Source organism: Syntrophotalea acetylenivorans (assembly GCF_001887775.1).
Classification (GTDB): domain Bacteria; phylum Desulfobacterota; class Desulfuromonadia; order Desulfuromonadales; family Syntrophotaleaceae; genus Syntrophotalea_A; species Syntrophotalea_A acetylenivorans.
The window spans coordinates 2,263,912-2,289,807 of sequence record NZ_CP015519.1 but is presented as its reverse complement, the minus strand read 5'-3'; the positions used below and the strand labels follow the sequence as shown (position 1 = coordinate 2,289,807).

The following is a 25,896-nucleotide window of genomic DNA, read 5'->3' as shown; positions in this document are numbered from 1 at the left end:
ATCAGTTTTTCTCTATTAATTGTCGAACCCTGGCGATCACCTGGTCAACGGTGAAGCCGAAATACTCCATCAACTGGTCGGCCGGCGCGCTGGCACCAAAGCCGTCCATGGCCAAGATGTCTCCACGGTCGCCGACATAACGCTCCCAGCCGAAGGCTGCGGCCGCCTCGACGGCCAGACGTGCTGGACAGGTCGGTGGCAAAACTTCATGGCGGTAATCTTGGGACTGTTCATCAAACAGCTCCCAACAGGGCAGAGACACAACTCGGGTGGCAATACCCTGCTGTTGCAATATTTCTCGAGCGGCCAAAACCAACGACACCTCGGAACCGCTGGCAATAAGCAAGGCCTGCAAAAGCCCCTCTTCGGCCGCCAGAACGTAACCACCACGGGCCACGCCCTCGGCTGCTCCGTGAGTTTTGCGATCGACAACTGGCAGGTTTTGCCGAGACAGGGCCAGCGCCGTTGGCCGCTGGCGCTCAGCGAGGGCAACCCGCCAGGCCATGGCCGTCTCATTGGCGTCAGCGGGCCGGATAACCCTCAGCTCAGGAATCGCCCGAAGCGCTGCCAGCTGTTCGACGGGCTGATGGGTCGGGCCGTCTTCGCCGAGACCGATTGAATCATGGGTAAAAACATAGATTGGGGCCAACCCCATCATGGCAGCCAAGCGAATAGGCGGCCGCATATAATCGGAGAAGATCAGGAAGGTTCCCCCATAGGGGATTAACCCCGGGGTATGGGCCAGTCCGTTGAGAATCGCGCCCATGGCATGTTCCCGTACCCCGAAATGAATGTTGCGGCCACTGGCTCCGGGCCGAAAGGCCGTCTCATTTTGCAAAGCGGTGTTATTGGACGGCGCCAAATCGGCCGATCCTCCCAGAAGGAGGGGCAGGTGAGGAGCCAGGGCATTGAGCACCAATCCACTGGCCTTGCGGGTGGCCATCGGACCACTATCCGTGTCAAATACCGGCAGGTACTGCTGCCAGCCGTCGGAAAGGCCTTTTCCGGCAAGCTGGTGCCAGGTCGCCGACCGCGCATCGTCCTGACGGCTCTCGAATTTTTGCTGCCATTCTCGAACCAGGGACTCTCCCCGTTCCACAGCCGCGAACATATGTTCGCTCACTTGTTTTGGTACTTCGAAACTCTGTTCCGGGTTTCGTCCCAGCGCCTGTTTGGTCAGCCTTAGTTCTTCACGGCCGAGAGGTGCCCCATGGGCCGCCGAACTGTCCTGTTTGTTAGGTGCCCCCTGGCCGATATGGGTGCGGGCGATGATTAAACTGGGTCGCGGATCTTCTTTTGCACAGGCGATAGCCCCGTCAATTTCCTCTAAATTTTCCCCTTCGACCCGCAGCACCTGCCACCCATAGGCCAGGAAACGGGTGGCGGTCTCTTCCGAAAACGCCAAAGCGGTATCGCCTTCAATGGTGATATGGTTATCCAGGTAGAGATAGACCAGATTTCCGAGACGAAGGTGGCCGGCCAAAGAAGCGGCTTCTGCCGCCACCCCTTCCATCAGGTCGCCGTCGGAACAGAGTGAATAGATCCGATAGTCAAACAGCTCTTGGTCGACCTGTTCTTTCAAAAAACGAGCCCCCATGGCCATACCGACCCCAACGGCAAAACCCTGCCCGAGAGGTCCCGTCGTTGTCTCCACACCGGGCGTATGACCAAACTCAGGGTGCCCCGGGGTACGGCTATCAAACTGGCGAAAAGCTTTGATCTCCTCCAGGGACAGATCATATCCTGTGAGATGCAACAGGCTGTAAAGTAATGCTGAGGCATGCCCGCAAGACAGAATGAAGCGGTCGCGACCGGGCCAGTCGGGTTGTTGTGGAGCATGGCGCAGATGACGGGAGTAGAGAAGGTAGGCAATGGGTGCCGCTTCCATGGGCGTGCCGGGATGTCCGGATTGAGCCTGTTCCACGGCATCGGCGGCCAGCAGCCGAATGGTGTCGACAGCCTCTTTTGCCAGGGACAGATCGATCTGTTCGCTGATCATACGCATTACTCCTTTTTCTGAATGGCTGTCAGACGATACGGACCAAACATCTGAGATTATAGCTGGCCCATGAACAATAGTCCGGCAGACTCCGAAGCAGCTCTTCAGCGCCTGACAGAGTCAGGGGCCGCAATGTTCAAATCCGCAATGTTCCTTGAGAGCTTTAAGCCGTTGTTGGCGTGAGCCGTGCCAGCGCCCCAACAACCGTTCTGCCAAAGTGACGCCGCTTTCGGCGATTTCATCGAGACCATCGAGAAACAGGGTCTCATCAAATCGGCTGCCACGCTCCCGTTGTTGACGAATCAACCCCTCACGCGCCAGGGTTAAAACCTGAAGAGCCAGGTCTCGCAAAGTATGGCGCCCCACGGGGGTTTTTAGTCCCAGGCGCCACGACTGCCGATAAACCTGCTGAAAGGTCGCTGAATCGTAAGTCCGAAACAAGCGGTGGATTTCGGCCCGCGCCGCATCATCATACAACAGGCCCTTGGACAGGGCCGCTACCGATAAGGACAAACCCGGAGGCAGGGTGTCGGCACTGCGCAATTCAATCTGTGGCCGCAGACGCACCTCGGGAAAAAGGGTCGACAGATGCAGATCCCAATCGCCGAGAGTCGCTCGAAACCCGGCAAAACCTTCGGCCAGATAGCGCCGAAAGGAGAAACGTTCCTTCGTCATATCAAACAGCTGTTTCTGCCGAACGATAAAATACATGGGCACATCGAGGGCATATTCGATGTAGCAACCCAAATCGGCTCCTTCATCGAGCAGGCCCGGGATCAAGCCGGACCGGTCCTGGTCAGTACGTGCCCAGATTTCGCCACGGGTGGAAAGAAATCCGCTCGGCTGGCCATCAAGCAAAGGAGAATTGGCAAACAGGGCATAAAACAGGGGTGCCAGCAGTTGGGCCGCCTGCAGTTTGTCGATGCAATCGGCCTCGTCGGCAAAATCGAGATTGACCTGCAGACCGGCACTCTGTTTCATCATGTTCTGGCCCATATCGCCGGTCTGCTCCATGTAGGCGCGCATAATGGCGTAACGGGGCTTGGGTAGCCAGTCAATGGCTTTCAGAGGGGAAAAAGGCTGTACCCCCAGCCCTAGAAAAAGCAACCCGAGAGGCCGGGCCGCTTGCAGAATATCGTCGATGTGCCGGCAAAAATCTTTGCGGCAACAGTGGAGATCAGGACAAAGGGCCCCGGATAGTTCCAATTGACCACCCGGTTCCAAGGTCACCGAGGAGTCCCTCCCCAATAAACCGATCAGACGGCCCTGTTCCCGGATCGGTTGCCAGGTACGAGAATCGACCAGCCTTTCCAGCAGAGCTTCGATGCGTTGATAAGAGGCCGCCTCACCCGTTTCAGCATCGACCACCAGTTTTTCCACCTCGGCACCGACACCCCACTGCTCTCTAGGGCGAGCGCCGGCGGCTAAAAAATCCCTCAACTGCTTAACGTTGCTGACCGGCTGCTGGAAATGGTTTTTTTGTTGCATCGTCATATTTAGGCGAGCCTGCTCCAGGTGGATAAACGGGGTACCAAACAGTACCTATCAGTAAATGTTCACATTAGCATCAGATAGGGTCTCCAGGCAAAGGGAACCTTACCCGGCAGACGGTTGAAGTGCAGGAAGCAATACAACCATGTCAAGATCTTTCCCTCGCCAACTCTCCGGCCTTTCTTCCTCTCTTGCCTTTTACCGGCCGGAACGCTATCATCCCAATATCCTTGATTACCGGAGAAATCATGAACCCGGTTCGCCGCCTGCGCTTATCCCTGTTTATCGTAGTTGCCACCATCGGCCTGGGCACCGTCGGTTATGCCTTGATCGAAGGCTGGGGGCTTTTCGATGCCCTTTACATGACGGTCATCACCCTGGCCACTGTCGGCTTCAGGGAGGTGCATCCCTTATCCGATCACGGACGCTTCTTTACCGTTCTGCTCATCATTTTCGGTGCCGGCATCATCGCTTATGCCGTCGGCAGCCTGCTGCAGTTCATGGTGGAAGGGCAGTTGCGAACCATTCTGGGGAGGAAAAAATTGGTCAAGCAGATCGACAAACTCCAGGGTCACTACATCATCTGCGGTTATGGCCGTATCGGCACCCTGATCAGCAGCGAATTTCGTTCTCGGCCGGTGCCTTTCGTGGTCGTGGAACGGGACCCGGAGATCTGCGAAGCACTTGCCGCCGAGGGTACTCTTTTTGTGCAGGGTGACGCCACAGATGACGAAGCATTGATTGAAGCCGGTATCCAACGGGCAAAGGGCTTGATCACCGCGGTCGATTCGGAAACAGCCAATGTCTATATCACCCTCACGGCCCGCGGCCTCAACCCCGACCTCTTCATCCTTGCCCGCTGTGGCGAAGAAGGCACTGAAAAGAAACTGATCCGTGCCGGAGCCACCAAGGTAATCTCGCCTTATAAAATCGGCGCCAGCCGGATGGCCTGGGCAGTGCTGCGACCATCGGTGGTGGATTTCATCGATATCGCCGTTGGCAGCCAGAATCTCGAATTGCAGCTGGAAGAGATTCGCGTAGCTCCCGGCTCGGTGCTTATCGATAAGACCCTGATCTCCTCCGGTATGCGCCGCGACTGGGGAATCATGATCATTGCCATCAAGAAAAATAACGGCCAGATGATGTTTAATCCCGAATCGACCACTTCCATTGAAGTCGAAGATGTGTTGATCACCATCGGCGAACCTCCGGCCATTCAGAAGCTTGAGCAAGTCGCCGCGGGGGTTAATGTCATGAATGACCGTTTACATGTCCATGTCCCCTGCGGTCAGTTTGAAGAATTACTGCCTCTGCTCATCGAACAGCGTCTGCAACCGGAGATCGCCTTTAAGTGGTTCGACCTGGACCGTTCACCGGCCGAACTGGGCGAATGGAGCCGAAAGCTGGCCGATGCCGGGCTGGCGGTCACCGTACATGCCCCTTTCATGGATCTCAATCCCGGCGCCATCGATCCGTTGGTTCGAGATGCGACCCGCCGCCGCTTCGATCGTACCCTGCTGTTCGCCGGGCTGCTAAAGGCCCGCCAAATCGTCTTTCACCCCGGCTTTTTCCGCTGGCATTACGGCGACCGCAACGAACTGTGGATAGAAGCCAGCCTTCGCTTCTGGCCCGAGCTCATCGCCCAGGCGGAGGAGCAAAAATGTCGCTTGGCCCTGGAAAATATTTTTGAGGAATACCCCGAAAACCTGCAAGCCCTGCTGGATGAAATCAATTCACCCTGGCTGGGTCACTGCTTCGACATCGGTCACTGGCACCTTTTTGGTAAGGGCAGCCTGGAAGAGTGGTTCAACGCCCTCGGCTCACACCTGCATCACCTGCATCTGCATGATAACCATGGCGACCGAGACGCCCACCTGGCTGCCGGTGAGGGCAGCGCCGATTTTTCCGGGCTATTTCATGAGCTCGATCAGCGGAACCTTCGCCCCACTGCCACCCTGGAAGTTCACAACCAGAAGTCTCTGTTAAGAGCCATCCCAACCATCGCCCCCCGTTTTCGCCTCTGATTCGTTTTTATCCCCTGTCATCAAGCTGGCCCTTTGCACCCCCTTGACACCATAACGTCGCCGCAACTGATCCACCGCACCATCGAGGGCTGAAACCCTCTCTCTCTGTTCATCGCCAAATAGTTCCCCCTGAACTTCGGGCCCGTCCCGCAATTGACTAAGGCTGATACCGAGCAGCCTTACGGGCCGCTCTCCGGCATCGGTACGTAGAAGCAGCTCCTTTGCTACCTGAAGAATAGCAAGTGCTGAATCGAGGGGAGGTTCGACAGTGCGGCGACGGGTAACGGTGGTAAAGTCGGCGTAGCGAACTTTGAGCTGAACCACGCTTCCGGCCAGCCCCTTTCTCCTCAATCGTGTCGCCACCCGCTCTGCAAGGTCGAGCAGCGACCGATGCAACTGAAAAGAATCCTGCAAGTCATGATCGTAGGTATCCTCATGACCGATGGAATGGGCTCTGTTTGCAACGATTACCGGACGGGAGTCCTCGCCCCGGGCCAGACGGTAGAGCTGCCGTCCTGCGCTATCGAAAAGCTGTTCCAGACGAGCTTCACTTAGTTGGCGCAAGTCGGCAACAGTGCGAAGTCCCAGCTTTTCCAAGCGCTGACAGGTAACCGGGCCTACCCCCCATAAGCGCTTAAGAGGCAAGGGCAACAGAAAACGGTCCGGTGGTTGTGGAACCACGTAGAGACCATCGGGCTTCTGATGATCCGAAGCCAGCTTGGCCAGAAACTTATTCTCCGCCACCCCGGCGCTGATAGTCAAACCGGTCTCCTGGAAAACCGCCTCCTTGATCTGGGCGGCGATCTGAACCGGTGTACCGAACAGGCGTTCACAACCGCTGACATCGAGAAAGGCTTCATCAAGAGAGAGAGGTTCGATACGGTCTGTAAAGCGCGAGAAAATCGCAAAAACCTGTTGTGAAAATTGGCGATAGCGTTCCATGCGCACCGGCCGCACCACAGCCTTGGGGCATAGTCGGAGCGCCCTGGTCATGGGCATGGCGGAGTGTATACCGAAGCGCCGAGCTTCATAGGAACAGGCACAGACCACCCCACGACCGGAACGACCTCCAACCAGTACGGGCAAGCCCCGCAGTTGCGGATCATCCTGCTGTTCGACGGAAGCATAGAATGCATCGAGATCAAGATGGATAATGCTGCGATTCATAGGGTTACATGGTACCAGAGGCTCCGTGCCGGGCTCAAGGTTTCAGTAATAAAAAAGGCGGCCCTTAGAGGCCGCCTTTTTTATTACTTTGATTTATAGAACTTGTTTAGCGGGCTTTACGGCTCGCTACCTGAATTCGGGCCATAGCCCGGGCCAAGGCCTGTTGCATAACGAGATATTCCTTTTCTTCGGCAGACATCTCGGCCAACGCCTCCTCGGCGCGACCTAGGGCGGTTCTGGCCCTCTCCAGATCTATTTCATCTTCGATCTCGGCAGTCTCCACCAGAATCGTTACCCGGTCATCTTCAACTTCCACATAACCCCAGTTGACAGCCACATAGAAGGTATCGCTGCCCTTACGGTAGCTGAGCTCACCGACTTCCAGGGTTGTCAACATCGGGGTGTGGCCCGGCAACACGCCGAACTGCCCCATACTACCGGGCGCGGTAATTTCATCCACCGCTTCCGAAAGCACCTGTTTGGCCGGTGTAACCAGTTCCAATGTAAGTTTCTGCGCCATTCGCTGCTTCTCCTGAGCTAAGACCTAACCGGCTTAGCCGGCCATCTTCGCGGCATTTTCCAGCACTTCCTCGATAGTTCCGACCATATAAAAGGCCTGCTCGGGGACAGCATCGTGCTTGCCTTCGACAATCTCCTTAAAGCCACGGATCGTCTCTTTAAGCTCAACGTATTTACCAGGGGTACCGGTAAAGATCTCGGCCACATGGAATGGCTGGGACAGGAATTTCTGAATTCTGCGAGCTCGCCCGACAACCTGCTTATCCTCTTCGGACAATTCGTCCATACCGAGGATAGCGATAATGTCCTGCAGGTCTTTGTAGCGCTGCAAAACAAACTGTACATCGCGAGCCACCTGATAGTGCTCATCGCCGACCACCTGGGGATCAAGAATACGACTGGTAGAATCGAGGGGGTCGACGGCCGGATAGATCCCGAGTTCAGCGATTTGTCGGGACAGAACTGTGGTCGCATCGAGATGAGCAAAGGTGGTCGCCGGAGCCGGGTCAGTCAAGTCGTCCGCCGGCACGTAAATGGCCTGAACGGAGGTAATGGAACCGTTCTTGGTCGTCGTAATACGCTCCTGCAATTCACCCATTTCGGTAGAAAGGGTCGGCTGGTAGCCAACCGCCGAAGGTATCCGGCCAAGAAGAGCCGAGACCTCAGAGCCCGCCTGAGTAAAGCGGAAGATGTTATCGACAAAGAGCAGCACGTCCTGATTCTGCTCATCACGGAAATATTCGGCGACCGTCAGGGCTGACAGGGCAACTCGAGCACGGGCCCCAGGCGGTTCATTCATCTGGCCATAAACCAGGGCGGTCTTGTCGAGTACCGCCGATTCCTTCATTTCGTGCCACAGGTCGTTACCCTCACGGGTCCGCTCGCCAACCCCGGCAAAAACCGAATAGCCACCGTGCTGCTTGGCGATATTATGGATCAACTCCATGATCAGAACGGTCTTGCCAACACCGGCGCCACCAAACAGACCGATCTTACCACCACGGGCATAAGGAGCCAGAAGGTCCACAACCTTGATGCCTGTCTCGAAGGCCTCAACCTTTGTCGACTGCTCAACAAACTCGGGCGCAGGGCGATGAATTTCCCACTGGGTATCGCTCTCTATCGGTCCCATTTCATCCACCGGCTCGCCGACAACATTGAGAATCCGTCCCAGGGTGCCGCGGCCAACGGGCATGGTAATCTGCCGACCGGTATCGAGTACCTGCTGGCCACGCACCAAACCGTCGGTGCTATCCATGGCAATGGTACGCACAGTGTTCTCGCCGAGGTGCTGAGCAACCTCAACGACAAGGTTCCATTCCTCGTCGCCGAGAGAAGGGTTACTCATCTTTAGGGCGTGATAGATCTCGGGCAATTGGCCGTCGGGAAATTCGACGTCAACCACCGGTCCGATTACCTGGGAGACTTTGCCTGTATTCATGGTGAACTTTTCCTCCTAATCCCCACCGCGAGCGCGGTTGCGGGTAAGCTTGTTAAACCGATTCCGCGCCTGAGATGATTTCCATCAATTCTTTGGTGATCACAGCCTGGCGTGCCCGATTATACTGCAAGGTCAGACGGTTGATCATATCCGCCGCGTTTTGAGTAGCACTGTCCATGGCACTCATCCGTGCACCGTGTTCAGAAGCCAACGACTCGACAAAAGCCCGATAAATCTGTACTTCAACATATTTGGGCAATATCGAATTCAGCACCTCGCTACGGTCCGGCTCGTAGATGTAGTTGGTCACCACCGCATCTTCCGATACCTCTCGTGGCACAATGGGCAGCAATTGATTCACTGTCACTTCCTGACAGATGGCACTGCGAAAAGCATTGTAAACCACAAAGACCCCATCGTAGTCGCCCTCGCTATAACCGGCCACTATCTCCTGGCCGAGCAGCGAGGCGACACCGTAAGAAGCCTGACTGGTTACCCCTTCGTGGCACTTGGTGACGTTATAGGCCGGACGATGGACAAAGTATTCTTTTCCCTTGCGCCCGATAACCAGCATATCGTAGGACTCAAAACCAGTGGTTTCGTTGTTAACAAAGGCCTCAGAAGCCTTGGTGATATTGACGTTAAATCCACCGCACAAACCGCGATCGGACGTCAGTACCAGCAGCAGAGCCTTTTTCTTGCTGTCACGCCGAGCCAGCAGGGGATGCACCTTGCGCTTTTCGCGTAAAGCCAAACTGGAAAGCACTTCATGCAGCTTGTCCGAATAAGGACGAGCTGCCACGACGGCCTCGTTAGCCTTGCGGAAACGCGCTGCAGCCACCATTTTCATTGCCCGGGTGATCTGCTGCGTGTTCTTAACCGAGGTGATGCGTTTTTTTATGTCCTTCAGGTTCGCCATCGCCTATTGCCTTCTGCCTTACTCAGGCCACAAACTCATTCTTAAATTCGTCCAGAGCCTTTTTGATCTGCTCCTGCAAATCGCTGTCGATGGCCTTCTTCTCCCTCACCTGGTTGATAAGCTCAGGGTGACGGGTGTCAACGAAGCTATACAGCTCTTCCTCGTAGCGACGCAAGGCCCCCAGGGGGTAATCATCAATATAGCCGTTGTTCGCGGCGAAGATGATCAGGGCCTGTTTTTCAACCGACAGAGGCTGATACTGGGGCTGCTTGAGAATTTCCACCAAACGAGCTCCGCGATGGAGCTGTTTTTGGGTCTCGACATCGAGGTCCGAACCGAACTGGGCGAAGGCTGCCATTTCCCGATACTGAGCCAGGGCCAGACGCAGAGTGCCTGCCACCTGCTTCATGGCCTTGACCTGGGCGCTACCGCCAACACGGGATACGGACAGACCGACGTTGATGGCCGGACGAACCCCGGAATAGAACAGGTCTGTTTCGAGGAAGATCTGTCCGTCGGTGATGGAGATAACATTGGTCGGGATATAGGCGGAAACGTCACCCGCCTGAGTTTCGATGATCGGAAGGGCGGTCAGACTGCCCCCACCGAGTTCATCTGTAAGCTTGGCGGCCCGCTCCAGCAGACGGCTGTGGAGGTAAAATACATCGCCGGGAAAAGCCTCACGGCCCGGAGGACGGCGCAGCAACAAAGAAAGCTGGCGATAAGCGACAGCATGCTTGGAAAGATCATCGTAGACGATCAGGGCATGCTTGCCGTTGTCGCGGAAATACTCTCCCATGGTGACCCCGGTATAAGGGGCGATGAACTGTAGAGGTGCCGGGTCACTGGCGCTGGCCGAGACGACCATGGTGTAGTCCATCGCACCGTGCTGTCGAAGCTTGTCCACCACCTGGGCCACCGTGGAGCATTTCTGTCCTATGGCGACGTAGATGCAGACGATGTCCTGACCCTTCTGGTTGATGATGGTGTCGATGGCCAGGGCGGTTTTTCCGGTCTGGCGGTCACCGATAATCAATTCACGTTGGCCACGGCCGATAGGAACCATGGCATCGACGGCCTTCAGCCCGGTTTGTAAAGGCTCGGCAACGGACTTTCGGGTAACGATACCCGGTGCCTTGACCTCAACCTGGCTGGTTTTATCGGTAGAAATTGGGCCACCGCCGTCGATGGGCTGGCCAATACCGTTGACCACCCGTCCGATGAGTTCCTCACCTACCGGAACTTCAACGATACGACCGGTGCGCTTAACGGTATCCCCTTCCTTGATGTGATGTCCTTCACCAAGAATAGCTGCACCGACGTTGTCTTCTTCCAGGTTGAGCACCATGCCCATCGTTTCGCCGGGAAATTCCAATAGCTCGCCGGCCATGGCATTATCGAGGCCATAGATACGTGCTATACCGTCACCGACAGAGATGATGGTGCCCATCTCACTAACTTCTACTTCGCGATCAAAATTCTCGATCTGCTCTTTTATGAGATTACAGATCTCTTCTGCTCTGATTTCCATGAGAATTATTCACCCTCTGTTATGGTCTTGGCAATTCGCTGCAATTGCGTACGCACCGTTCCATCAAGCACCTGCCCATCCAGTTCTACCTGCAATCCACCAATCAGAGCAGGATCGCAATGCTCTTCCAGCACAATCTGTCGTCCACTTCGTTCAGCAAGGGAAGCACTCAAGGCGTCACGCGCACTATCCTCTAGAGGGACAGCCGTATGAACCTGAACCCGCTGCACTCCCAAAGCTTCGTCGGCCTGATGGCTAAATTCTCTTTCAATCTGAGGAAGATAACGCAGGCGGTCCTTGCTCTGTAATAATCCAAGGAAATTACTGATTTCTCCGGATAATTGGAGCAGGGAAACCAAGCCGGTCAGGACCGCATCCTTTTTCGCCTTTGGCAACGAAGGGCTTTCCAGCAGCAACGCCAGGCGCTTCTCTACGGCAAAGGCCCGCACCAACCGATTGACTTCTTCCCGAAACCGGTCCAGTGCGTTCCGCTCCTGGCCTAACAGCACCAAGGCTCTGGCATATCGCTTGGATATTACACTGACACTCACGATTGACTCTCCATCTGCTGCAGGTTTTCCGTCACCAGCCGAGCATGATCTTCGTTTGTGATTTGCCGGCGTAACCGTTCTTCAGCCATTCTTACGGCCATCTGTGCCGTTTCCGCTCGTAATTCCCGCCGGGCCCGTTCAATTTCCCGGTCAGCACATTGCCGAGCTTCCTTGCGCACCGTATCGGCGACAGCCTGAGCTTCTGCCAAAGCATTGGCCCGTTCGAGACTGTTTGCCTCCTTGGCCTGCGCAAGCAGCTCAGCTATTTCGCGGTCACTGTCGCCCAGTTTACGCTCATATTCGGCCACCTTGGCTTCCGCCAACTCACGAGCCTTGTTGGCCTGTTCCAGATTTTCAATTAATTTGGCACGCCTTTCTCCTAAGCCCTTGCGAAGAGGCTTGGCTAAAACGTAGAACAGCGCACCAAAAATGACAGCGAAATTCAGACAGCGATATAGAAAATCCTTTAGCAAGGCTCCGCTGTCAGCGCCATGCGCATCACTGGAAGCACAAGCCACCCCGGCCAAAACTAACATCAAGCCGACTGTTGTTGCAGGAGTGACCATGCCGCCGATCTTGGTTTTAAATCCGCCTTTCAAAGCGCCCTCCCCACAACTTTCTGAGCAATTTTGGCCGCCAGCGATTCTGCCTGGCTTTTCAGTTCGACCAAGGCCTGTTCCTTCTCGCCCGCCACGCGGTCTTTTATCGCCTGAAGCTCCGCGGCAGCTTCTTCATTAGCTACGCCCAGCATCCGTGCAGCTTCTGTCGTCAGCTCTTGACGAAATTGCTTCCGTTCCTCGGCTATTTCAATCTTGGCTTGTTGCAGTTTTTCCTGATAAGCCGCCAGGTCCCCACTGAGTTGTTCCTTAAGGGTCCCGGCCTGCTGCAGGTTACCGTCAATTTCATCACGGCGACCCTGCATGATCTTGCCTAGCGGTCGGAACAAGATCAGATGCAGCACTCCCATCAAAACGAAAAAATTGGCAGCTTGCAATAAAATGGTCCAGTCAACCTTGATCACAGCAATACCTCAAAGACATGAAAGTAATTCAACAATGATTTGTCTTGGGACAGAACCTGCTTTCAGACCTCCGGTTTCAGGAACCGGCGCAAGCAGGCGTTAAAAATCGGTCAGCAATAAAAACTATCGATCATTGCCCGAGAAACAACGAGCGAAATGGAAAGCCCGCTTGAATCGTCCTCTTAGCCATTTTGAGGAAATTACTCCAAAAGAGCCGCAGTGTAAACAACCCGGACGGCGACCGCAAATATAACAATAGGCGACTGACTCTTGTCAATCCCTTTTTCTATAAAGTTCGAATTCGGCCGCTAGCTACTCAGGGATATCCGCTGTCGCCAGAGGCTGGGCTGGCCCCATTGAAACGGTACTATTCATTAACACTCCCTCTTCTACAACCAGGGAGGGGGTGTTAATGGACCCTTCCACTTGAGCCGGAGCACGCAATTCCACGCGAACATTCGCTGTAACTTGCCCCTTGAAACGACCACTGAGGATCAAAGTGCCTACTGAAATATCGGCCTCGATATGAGCCGACTCGCCAACGATCAACGTATCCTTTGAGGTAATCTTGCCATTGAATGTACCATCCATACGGACGATGTCTTCAAATACCAGGGTCCCCTCAAACTGACTGCCGGCCCCAAAAAAGCCTTGATTTTATCCGCTGCCGCATCTTTGCGCATAACCGTTTTGTCCTTCCTCCCCTTCATTCTCTCAAATCCTCACGAAACGCCTAAGAGTTCTAACAGGCGATCTAAGTCCTCAGCAGAAAAATAACTGATCTCGATCTTTCCACCCTTTTTCTTTGAATGAATCGACACATGAGTGCCAAGGGATCTTTGCAATTCTTCGGCCAAATATTGCAATTCAGGGTCGGGTTGCGGTTTTGCTGGTTTTTTTGGCTGGTGAGCAAAGTTCTTGATTTTCCGAACCAGAGACTCAGTTTCACGAACTGACAACTTTTTAATTAACAGTTGCTCCCGGGCTTCGAGAATGTCCTGGGCATCCTCCAAAGAGAGCAGGGCCCTCGCATGGCCCATTGAAAGCGCTCCGGTAACCACATCGTTTTGGACGATGGTTGGCAATCTCAGAAGACGCATGGAATTGGCCACCGAGGATCGGTCCTTGCCGACCCGCTTGGCTGCGACCTCCTGAGTTAACTCAAATCGATCGATCAACTGGCGATAAGCTTCGGCCTCTTCGATGGGGTTGAGGTCTTCTCGCTGAATGTTTTCGATAATGGCCATTTCATAGGCCATATCCTCGGTAACATCCTGAATAACTACGGGAACTTCATGAAGTGAGGCCTTTTGGGCCGCTCTCCAACGGCGCTCTCCGGCAATGATCTGATAATGATCGTCCATCCGGCGCACCACCAGCGGTTGAATAATCCCTTTTTCCCGCACCGATGCGACCAGTTCGGTCATTTTGGCATCATCAAAAGACTTACGAGGCTGCTGATCATGAGGTCGCAGCTCCTCTATGGGACACAGGAAATACTTTCGCCCGTCATCTTCGCTTGCCGAAGTCAACAGTGCCCCGATACCTTTTCCGAGAGCAGGTCTTTTGGCCATATCTAATTCCCCGTTGAGATAATTTCTTTAGCCAGGGACAGATAGGCTGCCGCCCCTGTGGATGCTATGTCGTACAGTAATACCGGCAAACCATGACTGGGCGCTTCAGAAAGCCGGACATTGCGAGGAATAACCGTGTCAAACACCCTGTCGCTATAATGGCGACGTATTTCCTCACTGACCTGATGAGACAAATTATTGCGCCGGTCAAACATAGTCAGCAGAATCCCCTTTAAAACAAGATCTGGATTCAGTTGACGCTGAATCAAGCGAATGGTCTTGCTTAATTGAGTAAGCCCTTCCATGGCGTAATACTCACACTGCAAAGGCACCAATACGGAATCGGCGGCAGTTAAGGCATTGATGGTAAGCAGCCCCAAAGAAGGTGGACAATCTATCACTATGTATTTGTAATTATTAGATATTTCAGAAAGGGCTGTGCGCAGACGGGTTTCCCGGTTTGGCTCCGAGACGAGCTCGATTTCGGCTCCGATAAGATCGGCCGTCGCCGGCAAAATCTGCAAGCAGCTTAACGGCGTATTACAAACAACATCACTGGCCTTGGCCTCTCCCAATAAAGCGTGGTAAGTCGTATACTTTAAAGTAGAGCGATCGAGCCCTACGCCACTGCTGGCATTGGCTTGAGGGTCCAGGTCGACAAGGAGGGTCTGCTGCTCTGCTGCGGCCAGTGAGGCGGCAAGGTTGATCGCCGTCGTGGTTTTTCCGACCCCACCCTTTTGGTTGGCCACGGCAATAATCTGTGCCATAAAGGCTTCCTTTCTGTTCAGCGGGTGCTAAAGGAGGCTACCATAATTCGCCGGGAGAGTGAAAAAAAAATACATACGATTCTGTATAGAATATAATCCGTTGGATCCGCACTTCTTCCGTAAATTCGCTTTTCATTTAGAAAAACTGAAACCTGGCAGGCTTAATGCCATATTTTTTAAACATCTTCAACGTGGGATTCTCGATGGAAATATTATAAAAGGTATATTGAAATCGAAAAATCAGGAGGCCCTTTCTTTAAAAAACAATAGGGTTCGCTTCGCATCCGACTTTGGCAACCTCATTTGTACGGTTTTCTGACAACAAAACCCGCTACCTTCTATATAACTTCTATTCTCCTCCAATTCATCCATTCCATCAGCGCCTTTCATGGCCACCACGATACCATTCAATGCCAAAACAGGTTTTGCTAATTCCAGAATTTCTTTTAATGGGGCAAAAGCCCTCGTTACAACCATATCAAAAGGAGCTAAGGCACTATTGCTGGGAAGGTCTTCAAGACGCAGGTGCAGTGGTGTAAAATCTTGAAAATTTAAAGACCTAGCCACATGCTTTTGAAAGGAAATCTTTTTGGCGACAGCATCCACAGACCATATCTTGTACGACGGCCGGGCGATTTTGAGAGGAATAGAGGGAAAACCGCCACCGGAGCCCATATCAAGAATGGTCCCTTTGGGCTTTAAATAAGGCAACAGCGTCAGGGAATCAACCAGGTGCTTTTCCAGGGTACCGGCCGGATCAGTAATCGCAGTCAAATTTATTTTTTTATTCCAACGCAACAATTCATCTCTAAACCAGAGCAAATCATCAAGGGCCTTGCCAGACAAAACAACCTTGACCTGCTGAAGCATCTCTTCCAACAAATCACGGTCAGGCATTGGATCCTCTACGAAGAGCAACGGCCAAGATAGCTACCGCCGCAGGTGTTACGCCGGGTACACGTGAAGCCTGCCCCAGGCTTAACGGTCTAATTTTTTGAAGTTTTTCTCTTACTTCGGCGGACAATGAATTAATGGTTTGGTAATCAAAATCCTCTGGTATAGTCACATCTTCTGTTTTTTTGAAGCGCTCTACCTGATCCATTTGCCGTTTAATATATCCCTCATATTTTATGTTCGTTTCTAACTGCTCCTGCACCTCCAGAGGAATTTCAGCTAAACCAGGTATAAACTCAGACAGTTTCTGTATGGTAATTTCAGGCCTTCGCAGAAGCTGGTTGAGGCTGAGGCCATTTTTTAGACCCTGCAAACCCAGAGACTTAATCAACTCTTTGTCTCCCGGGGACAGTCGAGTCTCTTTCAAGAGCATCTGGCCCTGCTCGTAATATTTCATTTTTTCTTGATAACGTTGCCAACGCTCCTCCGAAACCAGTCCAATTCCATAAGCCAGCTCCGTCAAGCGTTGATCCGCATTATCTTCACGTAACAACAGCCGGTATTCTGCTCGGGAAGTAAACATACGATAAGGTTCTTTGGTTCCCAGATTGACTAAGTCATCAATCAGGACCCCTATATAGCCCTGCTCCCGCCTTATCACCACAGGATCAAGACCTTTAACCTTTAATGCCGCATTAATTCCTGCGATCAACCCCTGAGCGGCAGCCTCTTCATAACCAGAGGTCCCATTGATCTGCCCAGCATGAAACAACCCCTCCACCTTCTTAGTTTCCAACGAGGGCTTCAACTGGATAGGATCGATGAAGTCATATTCAATAGCATAACCTGGCCGCGTTATTTCAACCTGCTCAAGCCCAGGTATTGTACGCAAAAAGGCCAACTGAATATCGGGCGGAAGAGAGGTTGGCAATCCATTAGGGTACATCTCTGAGGTATCTAGCCCCTCCGGTTCCAAAAACACCTGATGATATTCCTTTTCAGGGAAACGTACCACCTTATCTTCAATAGAAGGACAATATCTGGGCCCTACCCCTTCAATAACTCCACTGTAAAGAGGGGAACGATCGAGACCTGACCGGATAATCTCATGTGTTCTGGGGTTTGTACCGGTTATATAACAACTTACCTGTGTTCCGGTTATCTTTTCCGTTTCAAAAGAAAAAGGCTGGGGCGGAGAATCTCCAGGCTGGGGCTCTACCTTTGTAAAATCCACCGTATTACCATCGATGCGCGGAGGCGTGCCCGTCTTTAAACGCCCGACCGTAAAACCGAGGGTTTTTAAATGGTCGGACAATCCCTCAGATGGCGGTTCGCCCGCTCGCCCTCCCGGATAATTTTCTAAACCCACATGGATCAAACCACGCATAAAGGTGCCGGTAGTCAGCACCACCGTCTTTCCTTTAAACTCAAGTCCCTCTCTGGTTCTCACCCCGATAAGACAGCCATCCTCCATCAATAAACCGACTACCGCTCCCTGCTTGAGGTCTATCAGGGCTTGTTTTTCAATATACTGCTTCATCCACTCCTGATAGCGATGTCTGTCTGCCTGGGCCCTGGATGCACGAACAGCTGGTCCCTTTTTCGTATTCAAAATACGAAACTGGATTCCCGTAGCATCGATACATTTGGCCATTGCACCACCCAATGCATCGATTTCTTTTACCAGATGCCCCTTAGCTAAACCACCAATAGCAGGATTACAAGACATCTGAGCAACCGCATCCAAACTTAAATTTAGCAACAGGGTACGACAACCCATGCGAGCTGCCGCCAAGGCAGCCTCACATCCTGCATGGCCTGCCCCTACCACCACTACATCATACTCTTTGCCATAACTATACATAACCTACCTGCAGGAGCTTTTTGCCCCCCTCCGTGAATGTTTCACGTGGAACACTTCTTATTTACCGATACAGAAGCGTGTAAATATTTTTTCAAGAATATCCTCAGGTGCCGTCTCGCCAGTAATTTCCCCCAAGGCTTGTAGCGCTTCTCTTAGCTCAAGCGCCCCAAACTCAGAGGGCTGGTCTTCAGCAAGACAGACCCTAAATCGTTCAAGAGCATTGCGAGCCAACAGTAAGGATTCACGATGGCGCCGGTCGGAAAGGAGGGTGGTCTCCCTCCCCTCACTACCGGCACTTTTAGAAAAGAAACTAACTATACCATTCAGTAGTTGGTCGATACCAAAGGAACTACGAGCGCTTATGGAAAAAGCCGGCAGAGGTAAAAATTCGGTAGGGAGATGACTGTCCCCCAGATCTTGTTTATTTAAAACCAATAAGGTCCGAGCTGGATCGCAGGATTGTAAAGCCTTCTGATCATCTTCATCGAGAGCCTGACTACCGTCGACGACCAACAAAACTAAGTCCACACCAGCTACCTTGGCTTGGGCGCGCTCCACCCCTTGGATTTCTACAGGATCAAGGGTCTGTCTAACCCCGGCCGTATCGATAAGCCTCAAAGGCATACCCCTGAGAATAAGACTCTCTTCAACGGTATCCCTGGTCGTCCCTGGAATGTCGGAGACAATCGTTCTTGCCTCTCCGAGCAACGTATTCATTAATGAGCTTTTTCCAACGTTCGGCTTGCCAAAAATAAGGATCGACAAACCATCGCGCAAAAGACGGCCCGATTCAAAAGAATCAAGAAGTGCTGCCATTTGTCCCTCTAAATACGTAGAGGTTTCGATGAGGCGTTGGCGATCAATAAGAGGCAATTCTTCCTCGGGAAAATCGATCCCTGCTTCTACCTCGGCAAGCAGATCGCTAATGTCATCACGAAAGCTGAATAGCTTTTGAGATAAACGTCCCTCCAGTTGCCCAAGGGCCACGCGGCAAGCAGCCTCAGACCGGGAACGAATAACCTCGATAACGGCCTCGGCGCGCGTCAAATCAATGCGGCCATTGAGAAAGGCCCGAAGAGTAAATTCCCCGGGCCGAGCCAGACGAGCTCCGGCATCGATAAAGAGATCAACGATTCGACGCAGAACAACACTGCCGCCATGACAGTGTACTTCAACCACGTCTTCCATCGTATATGATCGGGGTGCACGCATGATGACAGCCATTACTTCATCGACCAAATCACCATCGGTATGACGGAACTGGCCGTAATACAGCCGATGGGAAGTGAACTGGCAATGATTGCCCGCCGAATTGAAATAAAGCTTGAGAAACTTTTCAGCGTTTACACCGGAAAGCCGAACAATGCCGATACCCCCTTCACCGGGAGCGGTAGCAATAGCGACAATAGTATCCTGACTATCGATAATCACTTTAGATAGCACCTAAAAGTAAAGGAGGCAGCAGATGCTCCCTCCCAAAACAATATTTACCCTAGACTGCCAATACTACTCCGCCGAATATCAACTGGCAACAGCTTTAGGTTCACGGTTAACATGCCACTGCTGAAGAATCGTCAATATGTTGTTGACCATCCAGTAAAGAACCAGGCCCGAAGGGAAATTAAGAAACATAAAGGTGAAAATGAGAGGCATAAACATGAAGATTTTAGCCTGGGCGGGATCCATAGTGCTCGGGCTCATTTTCTGTTGGAAAAACATCGTAACCCCCATAATGATCGGGGTGATGTAATAAGGGTCCTTGACAGACAAGTCCTGCAGCCAGAATGCGAAAGGCGCATGTCGCAGAGCTATCGTGCCGAGCAGCACTTTGTATAGGGCAAAAAAGACCGGGATCTGCACAAACATGGGCAAGCAACCCCCCATAGGATTGACTCGTTTGGTCTTGTAAAGAGCCATTATCTCTTTATTCAACTGCTCTTTGTTGTTCTTAAATTTTTCCCGTAACTTCTGCATTTCAGGTTGCAGGGTTTGCATTGCTTTCATGGATTTATAGCTTTTCTGCGTTAAAGGCCAGAAAAGCAATTTAATGATGCAGGTTAACAAAATAATCGCTATTCCCCAATTCCCAACATAGCTATAAAAGAACTTCAATACGGTAAGCAGGGGACGGGCAATAATTTCAAAAAAGCCGAAGTCGATGGCTTTGTCGAGTTGACGGTCAACCTGTTCCAAAATCTCGATATCTCGAGGTCCAAAGAAACAGAGATAATCAGCGCTGGTAGATTGCCCCGCTGCCAGAACGGCGTAAGGTGTCTCTATAGTATTCTCGACCAGGTCGCCACTTTTCGAAATCCGGAACTTCTCTCCTGCGTCGGCCAGGGCTACCACAGCAGACATAAAGTATTTCCGCTCGAAAAGGGTCCAGACCGATGAACTGCCGTACACCGGTGCCTCTTCAGCCAGATCTTCTACCTCATGGGTATGCACTTTTTCTCCGTCAAAGACGGCAGGCCCAACAAAAGAGTAACGGGATCCTTTCATCGATTCGTTCCATGGCTCTACCAGACTTAAACTGGTGGCCCCTCGGAGCGTTTGAGTGCCGAGATTGGTCAGCCGAACCTGCAAATCGAAATCAAAGGAATTACCACGTAATTTAAAGATTTTTTCTATTTTAAGACCGCGAGGGGATATTGCGGTAAAAACGATTTCCCGCTCCTCATCAGCCCCAAGTTCAATCAGATTTTCATCAACGGACAAGGCATAAAAGCCTTCCGACGAAATATCGAACTCACCAAGACCTTCGGTACGCAATGTAGCTTGTTGAGAAACCGGTGCATCAACCAGTGATACCGGCGGAGAATCAGGGGCGGTGGTTTGTGCATAACCAAGCAGGGAAAGAGACTTTAACCGGCCTCCGGCCGAACTGAAAACAGCCTCGTACCGTCCGGACCTTACTACGATAGTGCGTTCTTGTTGCGGCACCGGAATAGTTGGTTCCACCATGGCAGCTTGAACAGGGGAGTCCGGGGTGGCAACGGGGTCTTTAACGACAGATGCTGCCTGAGATTCATCAACTTTCGGTTGTTCGGGAGGAGCCGAAGGAGCAGGAAACAGGAGATTGACTCCCACCCAAACCGCCAGCATAAGGACAAAGGCAATCAGAATATTCTTGTTTTCCATTTGAAAAATCTCCGTTTGTCAGCTGGCGATTGCAGCAGAGTGTTAAACAGGGTCGTAGCCGCCTGGATGGAAGGGATGACAACGTCCGAGACGGACGGCGGTTTTAAAAAGCCCTCGTAAAACTCCGTATTTGGCTACCGCCTCATAGGCATAACTGGAACAGCTGGGATAAAACCGGCAGGAAGGTGCCTTAAGAGGTGAAATAAATCGCTGATAGAACGTTAATAGAGCGAGTACCGCTTTTTGCAGCATGATGGGATCGCCTTGGTTATTTTTCTACCAAAAACATCAATTCCTCACAAACCCGAACATAACTTAGATCGGCTGCGCCCACCTTGGCAACAATCGATATATCGATATCAGCCGGCAACCTATTGATATGGTTGCGAAAAAATTCTCTCACTAATCGCTTTACCCGATTGCGCTGAACAGCCCCACCAACCTTACGACTAACGGTCAGTCCAAGGCGAGTGAGGCTGTTCGATCGATGTAAAGTTACAACGATAAAGCTGGGTGTGTGCCGGCGCTTTCCCCCTTGCCGCACCCGCTGAAAATCAATAGATTTTCGCAGATGACGCTCTTTGGGAAAAGAATAAGTGCCGCTACCCATATACTTAACTATTTAGTGGGAATAGTTACAACCAACTTATTGCGACCACGGGCACGACGACGCCGAATAACAGAACGGCCGTTTTTGCTTTGCATCCGGGCACGAAAGCCGTGGGTTCTTTTTCTACGGATTCTGCTGGGCTGATAGGTTCTCTTGGACATTTGTATCTCCTCTGTAGCTTATTTTTATCCTCAGGAAACGGTAACAAGGAAATTTAACGAATCGCATTATTAACCACGTTCAAATTTTTTTGTCAAGCATGAATCATAAGAAAGTCCTTGAACCGGCGTTATAAGAGCGCCATCCCGATCCAAAATTTTCTTGCAAAAGGAAGGGGCCTTTGATAGTTTGAAACCTCTTTTTTCCCCACGGGACACTAGCATAAATAAGCTGTTGCAGCATGGCAACATTATTTATCCACACCTGTTTATATGGTTGTGGATTAATTATATATTCTGTCCTGTTATTTTCACACTTTTATGTAGTATGAATCCGCCTATGAACGGACTTTGGGAGAAAACCCTCGAGCAGTTGGAGCAAACCCTCACTCCACAACATTTCGCTACTTGGATTACCCCAATCAAGTTTGCCGGAGTGGAGGAAGACAAGGTTCTGCTGGAGGTCCCAAACCGTTTTGTTCTTGATTGGCTACGGGATCACTATGTCTCCATCATTCAGGAAATATTTTCTAAGCTTGCGTCTAACCCTTATCGTGTGGTGATAAAGGTATCAACCACACCACCTAAAAAATCCGTTGATAAGCCTGTCTCTTCACCAGCACCACCCTCTCCGACACCGGCAGCGGCACAACCACCGGTTCGCACCGCCAATAATGGATTTAACCTCAATTCCAAATATACCTTTGAAGAGTTCGTCCTTGGCTCATCAAATCAATTTGCCTGTGCCGCCGCAATGGCTGTAGCCAACAATCCGGCCACCACCTATAATCCGCTCTTTATTTATGGTGGAGTAGGTCTCGGTAAAACACACCTGGTAACGGCCATCGGAAATGCCATCTTGAAAAACAACCCCGAGATGAAGGTTTGTTATTACACCTCGGAAAAGTTCATGAATGAACTAATCAATTCACTCCGCTACGCCAAGATGGATGAATTTCGTAATAAATTCCGTTCCATGGATGTTCTGCTTATCGACGATGTACAGTTTATCGCCGGCAAAGAACGAACCCAGGAAGAATTTTTTCATACGTTCAATGCTTTATATGATTCCCATAAACAGATTGTCGTAACCTCCGATAAATTTCCAAAGGAAATTCCCGGTCTGGAAGAACGGTTGCGGTCCCGTTTCGAATGGGGCCTTATTGCCGATATTCAAGCTCCGGACATGGAGACAAAACACGCCATTTTAAAAATGAAGGCAGAAGCCAACGGTATAGGCCTGCCTGAAGAGGTGGCTTATTTTTTAGCTAATTCAATAAGTAGTAATGTTCGCGAGCTAGAAGGTTACCTGGTACGCATAGGAGCTTACGCCAGCCTTACGGCAACTCCAGTCACCCTTGAAATGGCTCAGGAAGTATTAAAAGATATCCTTATCGAGAAAAAGCGGGAACTTAGTGTAGAAGAAATCCAGAAGCGGGTAGCCCATCATTATGGAATAAAGGTAGCCGACATCAAATCATCCAAAAGGATGAAAGCCCTGGTCCTGCCGCGGCAGATAGCTATGTATCTATCGCGACAACTGACCTCCTTTTCTTACCCTGAGATCGGTGATCGTTTTGGTGGAAAAGATCACTCGACGATTATCCATGCGATAAAAAAGATCGAAAAAAATATGGAAGAGGATTTTCAGCTCCGCACTGTAATCAATTCGTTGAAAAAAGAATTAACCGTTTAAAGAGGTTTAAAGAGAAGCAAAAGGTGTGGATGAAAAAGTTGATAAGTGCAGGGTTTCACTCTTTGGAGGACTTTTCCACAAAAGCTGCTTATTTCAACACAGCCTATGACTTTTTTTCCTCACAAGCTATGACATCAATTTTTAAAGGTTTTTACCACATATCAACAAATCAACAGGCATCTACTACTATCTACTGTTTTTAAAAGAAAAGACTTTAAATAAACAGTAGGCTGTTAACAGGAGGCATTATGCGCTTCGCTATTGAAAAAGAAATCTTCATCAAGGGCCTGGCACGAATTCAGGGGATAGTAGAAAAGAAAAATACAATCCCTATTTTGGCCAACGTTCTGATCGAGGCGATAGACGGTGAAATTACCCTGACCGCCACAGACCTGGAAGTGGGAATGAAGGCCAGCTATCCGGCCACTATCAAGTCCCCTGGGAAAATCACGGTTTCTGCAAAAAAACTTTTCGAGATTATTAAAGAACTTCCTGAACAAGAAATAGATTTCAATGCCAAGGACAACTGCTGGATTGAAATCCGTTGCGGTAAGGCTTTCTTCAATATTGTAGGTCTTTCAGCGGAAGAATTCCCTTATTTCCCCCATTTCCAAAAAGAACAGTTTGTCAGTGTGGATGGCACCCTGCTCAAGGAGATGATAGATAAGACCTTTTTCTCTATTTCCACTGACGAAAGTAAATACAATCTCAACGGCATTTATTTCCGTCCCGTAGAAAAGGATAATCAGTCTCTGTTGCGCTTGGTAGCAACAGACGGCCATCGTCTATCCCTGATTCAGAAACCTCTTGATGTCAGTCATATCGAACAGTTGGCCAAGGGGGTTATCTTCCCTCGCAAGGGTATTTTTGAACTGAAAAAAATGGCCGAAGAAAATGACGGAGAGCTTCTGATCGGCTTTTTCGACAATAACGCGGTCATTCAGAAAAACCAGACGGTGGTTGTCATGCGTCTCGTAGATGGAGAGTTTCCCGACTACAACCGCGTTATTCCGCAAAATAACGATTTGACCGCTATTATTCCTCGGGAGTCTTTTCTGCATGCTTTACGACGCATGTCTATTTTATCCAGTGAAAAATCCAAAGGGGTTAAAATCGAGATTAAAGAAAATAAGCTGGAAATGTCTTCTTCCAACCCGGAATTTGGAGATGCTCGCGAGGATATCGAAATTGAATACCAGGGGGAGGAAATCAGCGTTGGTTTTAACGCTCGTTATCTGATAGATATTCTTAACGCCCAGAATGAAGAGAAGATATGCCTTTCTCTACGGGACAAACTCTCCCCCGGTTTGATTACTCCTTGTGATAATCAGGAATATCTCGCTGTGATCATGCCCATGAGGCTCTAGGATATTGAAGGAGCAGGGAAATATACCCTGTAGATAATCGTTTTCATGTATCTCCGTCGTCTGGTTTTGCATAATTTTCGCAATCTGGAACATGTTGAAATTCTCCCAGATAGACGATTCAATATTCTATGGGGAGCTAATGCTCAGGGAAAAACCAATATCCTGGAGGGCCTCTATCTTCTAGGACATTTGAAAAGCTTTCGCGGTTCGCCGGGCAGTGACATGATTCGCCGAAAGATGCCGGCTGGTCGGTTGTTTGCCGAGGTCATGCGCGACAGTGTTTTGACTACTATAGAGTTAACCTTTCGGGGCCAACAAAAAAGTGCTCGAATCAATGGTAAGCCGGTTTCCAAGAGCTCGGAATTTTTAGGTTTATTTCCTACTATCCTGTTTTCTCCGGAAGAGGTAGGTTTGGCCAGAGGCTATCCTGCTGGCCGCCGTGCCTTGATCGATCGGGCAGCTTTTCAAGCAGAGCCCCTTTTTTTGGAAAGAGCCAGAGCCTACCAGAGGTGTTTGCAACAACGAAATCAGCTTCTTAAGGAAGGCTGCGATGCATCGCAGTTGTCTCCTTGGAACGAAAACCTTATACTGACCGGCGCTCGTCTTCGTTTGGACAGGATCACTTATCTGCAACGCCTGGTACCTCAATTGCAGGAGATCTATCGGCAAATAACCGCTGGTCAGGAAGAAGCAGACCTCCACTATCCGACTTCTGCGGGTACAGAAAAAGAGTTACGCGAAGGATTTCGCAAAGAACTTGAGCAGGTTGCGGTGCAGGAAAGGCGTTTGGGACGCACCCTGGCAGGGCCTCACCGGGATGACCCCTATTTTCTCGTTGGAGGCCATTCCCTACGTCAATACGGGTCCCAGGGACAACAACGCTCATTTATGCTGGCATTTAAAACGGCCCAGATTATTGATCTGGAGAAAATCATCGGCCAACAGCCTGTATTGTTGCTGGATGATATGACCGGGGAACTCGACCGTCAGCGGCAGGATTTCTTTTTTCAGTTTTTACGCAGCCGGCAGGGACAGGTTTTTGTCACTACCACTGAACTGCAGGCAATGTGCAACAAAGGGTTCGACGACGTCAGGTCCTTTTGTGTAATCAAAGGAAGCCTGAATAATGACGCTTGTCAATAAAAGCATGAGGAACTTATGA

Annotated in this window: 24 protein-coding genes; 4 read left to right on the top strand and 20 right to left on the bottom strand. The window is 51.1% G+C overall.

Features of this window, described 5'->3' with window-relative positions; all coding sequences use genetic code 11:
- Position 1: 1 nt before the first annotated feature.
- Positions 2-1,999, bottom strand: a complete 1,998-nt coding sequence (gene tkt / locus A7E78_RS10515) for a transketolase (protein WP_072284197.1) — start codon at positions 1,997-1,999, stop codon at positions 2-4.
- A 120-nt stretch (positions 2,000-2,119) separates the two neighbouring features.
- A complete protein-coding gene (locus A7E78_RS10510) occupies positions 2,120-3,493 on the bottom strand; it encodes a glutamate--cysteine ligase (RefSeq protein WP_072284195.1) in 1,374 nt (457 codons plus the stop codon).
- Positions 3,494-3,738: 245 nt separating this feature from the next.
- Between A7E78_RS10510 and A7E78_RS15635 the strand changes: the two genes are divergently transcribed.
- The gene (locus A7E78_RS15635; protein WP_083553019.1) at positions 3,739-5,514 is read left to right on the top strand and encodes a TIM barrel protein; all 1,776 of its coding nucleotides are present in this window, start codon (positions 3,739-3,741) and stop codon (positions 5,512-5,514) included.
- Here A7E78_RS15635 and dinB read toward each other — a convergent pair.
- From dinB to rpmH, 18 genes are all read right to left on the bottom strand, one after another.
- Positions 5,473-6,681, bottom strand: a complete 1,209-nt coding sequence (gene dinB / locus A7E78_RS10495) for a DNA polymerase IV (RefSeq protein WP_072284193.1) — start codon at positions 6,679-6,681, stop codon at positions 5,473-5,475. The genes A7E78_RS15635 and dinB overlap by 42 nt on opposite strands.
- A gap of 106 nt (positions 6,682-6,787) precedes the next feature.
- Positions 6,788-7,201, bottom strand: coding sequence for a F0F1 ATP synthase subunit epsilon (locus A7E78_RS10490; protein WP_072284192.1), 414 nt, complete (start codon positions 7,199-7,201; stop codon positions 6,788-6,790).
- 33 nt (positions 7,202-7,234) lie between these two features.
- On the bottom strand, positions 7,235-8,641 hold the full coding sequence (gene atpD, locus A7E78_RS10485) for a F0F1 ATP synthase subunit beta (protein ID WP_072284191.1): 1,407 nt from the start codon (positions 8,639-8,641) through the stop codon (positions 7,235-7,237).
- Positions 8,642-8,693: 52 nt separating this feature from the next.
- A complete protein-coding gene (atpG, locus tag A7E78_RS10480; protein ID WP_072284189.1) occupies positions 8,694-9,560 on the bottom strand; it encodes an ATP synthase F1 subunit gamma in 867 nt (288 codons plus the stop codon).
- Positions 9,561-9,582: 22 nt separating this feature from the next.
- Positions 9,583-11,091 (bottom strand): F0F1 ATP synthase subunit alpha, encoded by a 1,509-nt coding sequence (gene atpA, locus A7E78_RS10475; RefSeq protein ID WP_072284187.1) that lies wholly within the window; start codon positions 11,089-11,091, stop codon positions 9,583-9,585.
- A gap of 5 nt (positions 11,092-11,096) precedes the next feature.
- On the bottom strand, positions 11,097-11,642 hold the full coding sequence (atpH, locus tag A7E78_RS10470; RefSeq protein ID WP_072284185.1) for an ATP synthase F1 subunit delta: 546 nt from the start codon (positions 11,640-11,642) through the stop codon (positions 11,097-11,099).
- Positions 11,639-12,241, bottom strand: a complete 603-nt coding sequence (locus A7E78_RS10465; RefSeq protein WP_083553015.1) for an ATP synthase F0 subunit B — start codon at positions 12,239-12,241, stop codon at positions 11,639-11,641. Before A7E78_RS10465 ends, atpH begins: the two co-directional genes overlap by 4 nt.
- On the bottom strand, positions 12,238-12,663 hold the full coding sequence (locus tag A7E78_RS10460) for an ATP synthase F0 subunit B (RefSeq protein ID WP_072284184.1): 426 nt from the start codon (positions 12,661-12,663) through the stop codon (positions 12,238-12,240). The genes A7E78_RS10465 and A7E78_RS10460 overlap by 4 nt, the downstream gene beginning before the upstream one ends.
- 312 nt (positions 12,664-12,975) lie before the next feature.
- Positions 12,976-13,254, bottom strand: a complete 279-nt coding sequence (locus tag A7E78_RS10455; protein ID WP_235606734.1) for a bactofilin family protein — start codon at positions 13,252-13,254, stop codon at positions 12,976-12,978.
- Positions 13,255-13,385: 131 nt separating this feature from the next.
- Positions 13,386-14,237 carry a ParB/RepB/Spo0J family partition protein gene (locus A7E78_RS10450; RefSeq protein ID WP_072284181.1) on the bottom strand — a complete coding sequence of 284 codons (852 nt, stop codon included), beginning with the start codon at positions 14,235-14,237 and terminating at the stop codon, positions 13,386-13,388.
- Between the two features lie 2 nt (positions 14,238-14,239).
- Positions 14,240-15,004 (bottom strand): ParA family protein, encoded by a 765-nt coding sequence (locus A7E78_RS10445; protein WP_072284180.1) that lies wholly within the window; start codon positions 15,002-15,004, stop codon positions 14,240-14,242.
- Between the two features lie 240 nt (positions 15,005-15,244).
- Complete coding sequence (rsmG, locus tag A7E78_RS10440; RefSeq protein WP_072284178.1) at positions 15,245-15,901, bottom strand: 16S rRNA (guanine(527)-N(7))-methyltransferase RsmG; 657 nt, start codon at positions 15,899-15,901, stop codon at positions 15,245-15,247.
- Positions 15,894-17,762, bottom strand: coding sequence for a tRNA uridine-5-carboxymethylaminomethyl(34) synthesis enzyme MnmG (mnmG, locus tag A7E78_RS10435; protein ID WP_072284177.1), 1,869 nt, complete (start codon positions 17,760-17,762; stop codon positions 15,894-15,896). Before mnmG ends, rsmG begins: the two co-directional genes overlap by 8 nt.
- 57 nt (positions 17,763-17,819) lie before the next feature.
- Positions 17,820-19,193, bottom strand: a complete 1,374-nt coding sequence (gene mnmE / locus A7E78_RS10430; RefSeq protein ID WP_158516102.1) for a tRNA uridine-5-carboxymethylaminomethyl(34) synthesis GTPase MnmE — start codon at positions 19,191-19,193, stop codon at positions 17,820-17,822.
- Positions 19,194-19,283: 90 nt separating this feature from the next.
- Positions 19,284-20,903 (bottom strand): membrane protein insertase YidC, encoded by a 1,620-nt coding sequence (gene yidC / locus A7E78_RS10425; RefSeq protein ID WP_072284176.1) that lies wholly within the window; start codon positions 20,901-20,903, stop codon positions 19,284-19,286.
- A 42-nt stretch (positions 20,904-20,945) separates the two neighbouring features.
- The gene (yidD, locus tag A7E78_RS10420; RefSeq protein ID WP_072284175.1) at positions 20,946-21,155 is read right to left on the bottom strand and encodes a membrane protein insertion efficiency factor YidD; all 210 of its coding nucleotides are present in this window, start codon (positions 21,153-21,155) and stop codon (positions 20,946-20,948) included.
- A gap of 16 nt (positions 21,156-21,171) precedes the next feature.
- A complete protein-coding gene (gene rnpA, locus A7E78_RS15775; protein WP_072284174.1) occupies positions 21,172-21,513 on the bottom strand; it encodes a ribonuclease P protein component in 342 nt (113 codons plus the stop codon).
- Between the two features lie 8 nt (positions 21,514-21,521).
- A complete protein-coding gene (rpmH, locus tag A7E78_RS10410; protein ID WP_072284173.1) occupies positions 21,522-21,674 on the bottom strand; it encodes a 50S ribosomal protein L34 in 153 nt (50 codons plus the stop codon).
- Positions 21,675-22,011: 337 nt separating this feature from the next.
- On the opposite strand from rpmH, the gene dnaA reads away from it, so the two are divergent.
- The 3 genes from dnaA (at position 22,012) to recF (ending at position 25,877) form a co-directional block, all read left to right on the top strand.
- Entirely contained in the window at positions 22,012-23,367 is a 1,356-nt protein-coding gene (gene dnaA, locus A7E78_RS10405; RefSeq protein ID WP_072284172.1) for a chromosomal replication initiator protein DnaA, read from the top strand.
- Between the two features lie 248 nt (positions 23,368-23,615).
- Positions 23,616-24,734, top strand: coding sequence for a DNA polymerase III subunit beta (gene dnaN / locus A7E78_RS10400; RefSeq protein WP_072284170.1), 1,119 nt, complete (start codon positions 23,616-23,618; stop codon positions 24,732-24,734).
- Positions 24,735-24,779: 45 nt separating this feature from the next.
- Positions 24,780-25,877: a DNA replication/repair protein RecF gene (gene recF, locus A7E78_RS10395; RefSeq protein WP_072284168.1), complete on the top strand. Its 1,098-nt coding sequence runs from the start codon at positions 24,780-24,782 to the stop codon at positions 25,875-25,877.
- The last annotated feature ends 19 nt before the right edge of the window (positions 25,878-25,896 follow it).

What these genes read in the sequence shown, in the direction of transcription:
- A7E78_RS10450 (WP_072284181.1), bottom strand. Translation starts at nt 14,237, where the DNA reads ATGGCCAAAAGACCTGCTCTCGGAAAAGGTATCGGGGCACTGTTGACT.
- A7E78_RS10455 (WP_235606734.1), bottom strand. Translation starts at nt 13,254, where the DNA reads ATGGATGGTACATTCAATGGCAAGATTACCTCAAAGGATACGTTGATC.
- yidD (WP_072284175.1), bottom strand. Translation starts at nt 21,155, where the DNA reads ATGCTGCAAAAAGCGGTACTCGCTCTATTAACGTTCTATCAGCGATTT.
- mnmG (WP_072284177.1), bottom strand. Translation starts at nt 17,762, where the DNA reads ATGTATAGTTATGGCAAAGAGTATGATGTAGTGGTGGTAGGGGCAGGC.
- recF (WP_072284168.1), top strand. Translation starts at nt 24,780, where the DNA reads ATGTATCTCCGTCGTCTGGTTTTGCATAATTTTCGCAATCTGGAACAT.
- rpmH (WP_072284173.1), bottom strand. Translation starts at nt 21,674, where the DNA reads ATGTCCAAGAGAACCTATCAGCCCAGCAGAATCCGTAGAAAAAGAACC.
- atpG (WP_072284189.1), bottom strand. Translation starts at nt 9,560, where the DNA reads ATGGCGAACCTGAAGGACATAAAAAAACGCATCACCTCGGTTAAGAAC.
- A7E78_RS10445 (WP_072284180.1), bottom strand. Translation starts at nt 15,004, where the DNA reads ATGGCACAGATTATTGCCGTGGCCAACCAAAAGGGTGGGGTCGGAAAA.
- A7E78_RS10510 (WP_072284195.1), bottom strand. Translation starts at nt 3,493, where the DNA reads ATGACGATGCAACAAAAAAACCATTTCCAGCAGCCGGTCAGCAACGTT.
- rnpA (WP_072284174.1), bottom strand. Translation starts at nt 21,513, where the DNA reads ATGGGTAGCGGCACTTATTCTTTTCCCAAAGAGCGTCATCTGCGAAAA.
- tkt (WP_072284197.1), bottom strand. Translation starts at nt 1,999, where the DNA reads ATGATCAGCGAACAGATCGATCTGTCCCTGGCAAAAGAGGCTGTCGAC.
- atpA (WP_072284187.1), bottom strand. Translation starts at nt 11,091, where the DNA reads ATGGAAATCAGAGCAGAAGAGATCTGTAATCTCATAAAAGAGCAGATC.
- yidC (WP_072284176.1), bottom strand. Translation starts at nt 20,903, where the DNA reads ATGGAAAACAAGAATATTCTGATTGCCTTTGTCCTTATGCTGGCGGTT.
- A7E78_RS15635 (WP_083553019.1), top strand. Translation starts at nt 3,739, where the DNA reads ATGAACCCGGTTCGCCGCCTGCGCTTATCCCTGTTTATCGTAGTTGCC.
- rsmG (WP_072284178.1), bottom strand. Translation starts at nt 15,901, where the DNA reads ATGCCTGACCGTGATTTGTTGGAAGAGATGCTTCAGCAGGTCAAGGTT.
- dnaN (WP_072284170.1), top strand. Translation starts at nt 23,616, where the DNA reads ATGCGCTTCGCTATTGAAAAAGAAATCTTCATCAAGGGCCTGGCACGA.
- A7E78_RS10490 (WP_072284192.1), bottom strand. Translation starts at nt 7,201, where the DNA reads ATGGCGCAGAAACTTACATTGGAACTGGTTACACCGGCCAAACAGGTG.
- dinB (WP_072284193.1), bottom strand. Translation starts at nt 6,681, where the DNA reads ATGAATCGCAGCATTATCCATCTTGATCTCGATGCATTCTATGCTTCC.
- dnaA (WP_072284172.1), top strand. Translation starts at nt 22,012, where the DNA reads ATGAACGGACTTTGGGAGAAAACCCTCGAGCAGTTGGAGCAAACCCTC.
- atpD (WP_072284191.1), bottom strand. Translation starts at nt 8,641, where the DNA reads ATGAATACAGGCAAAGTCTCCCAGGTAATCGGACCGGTGGTTGACGTC.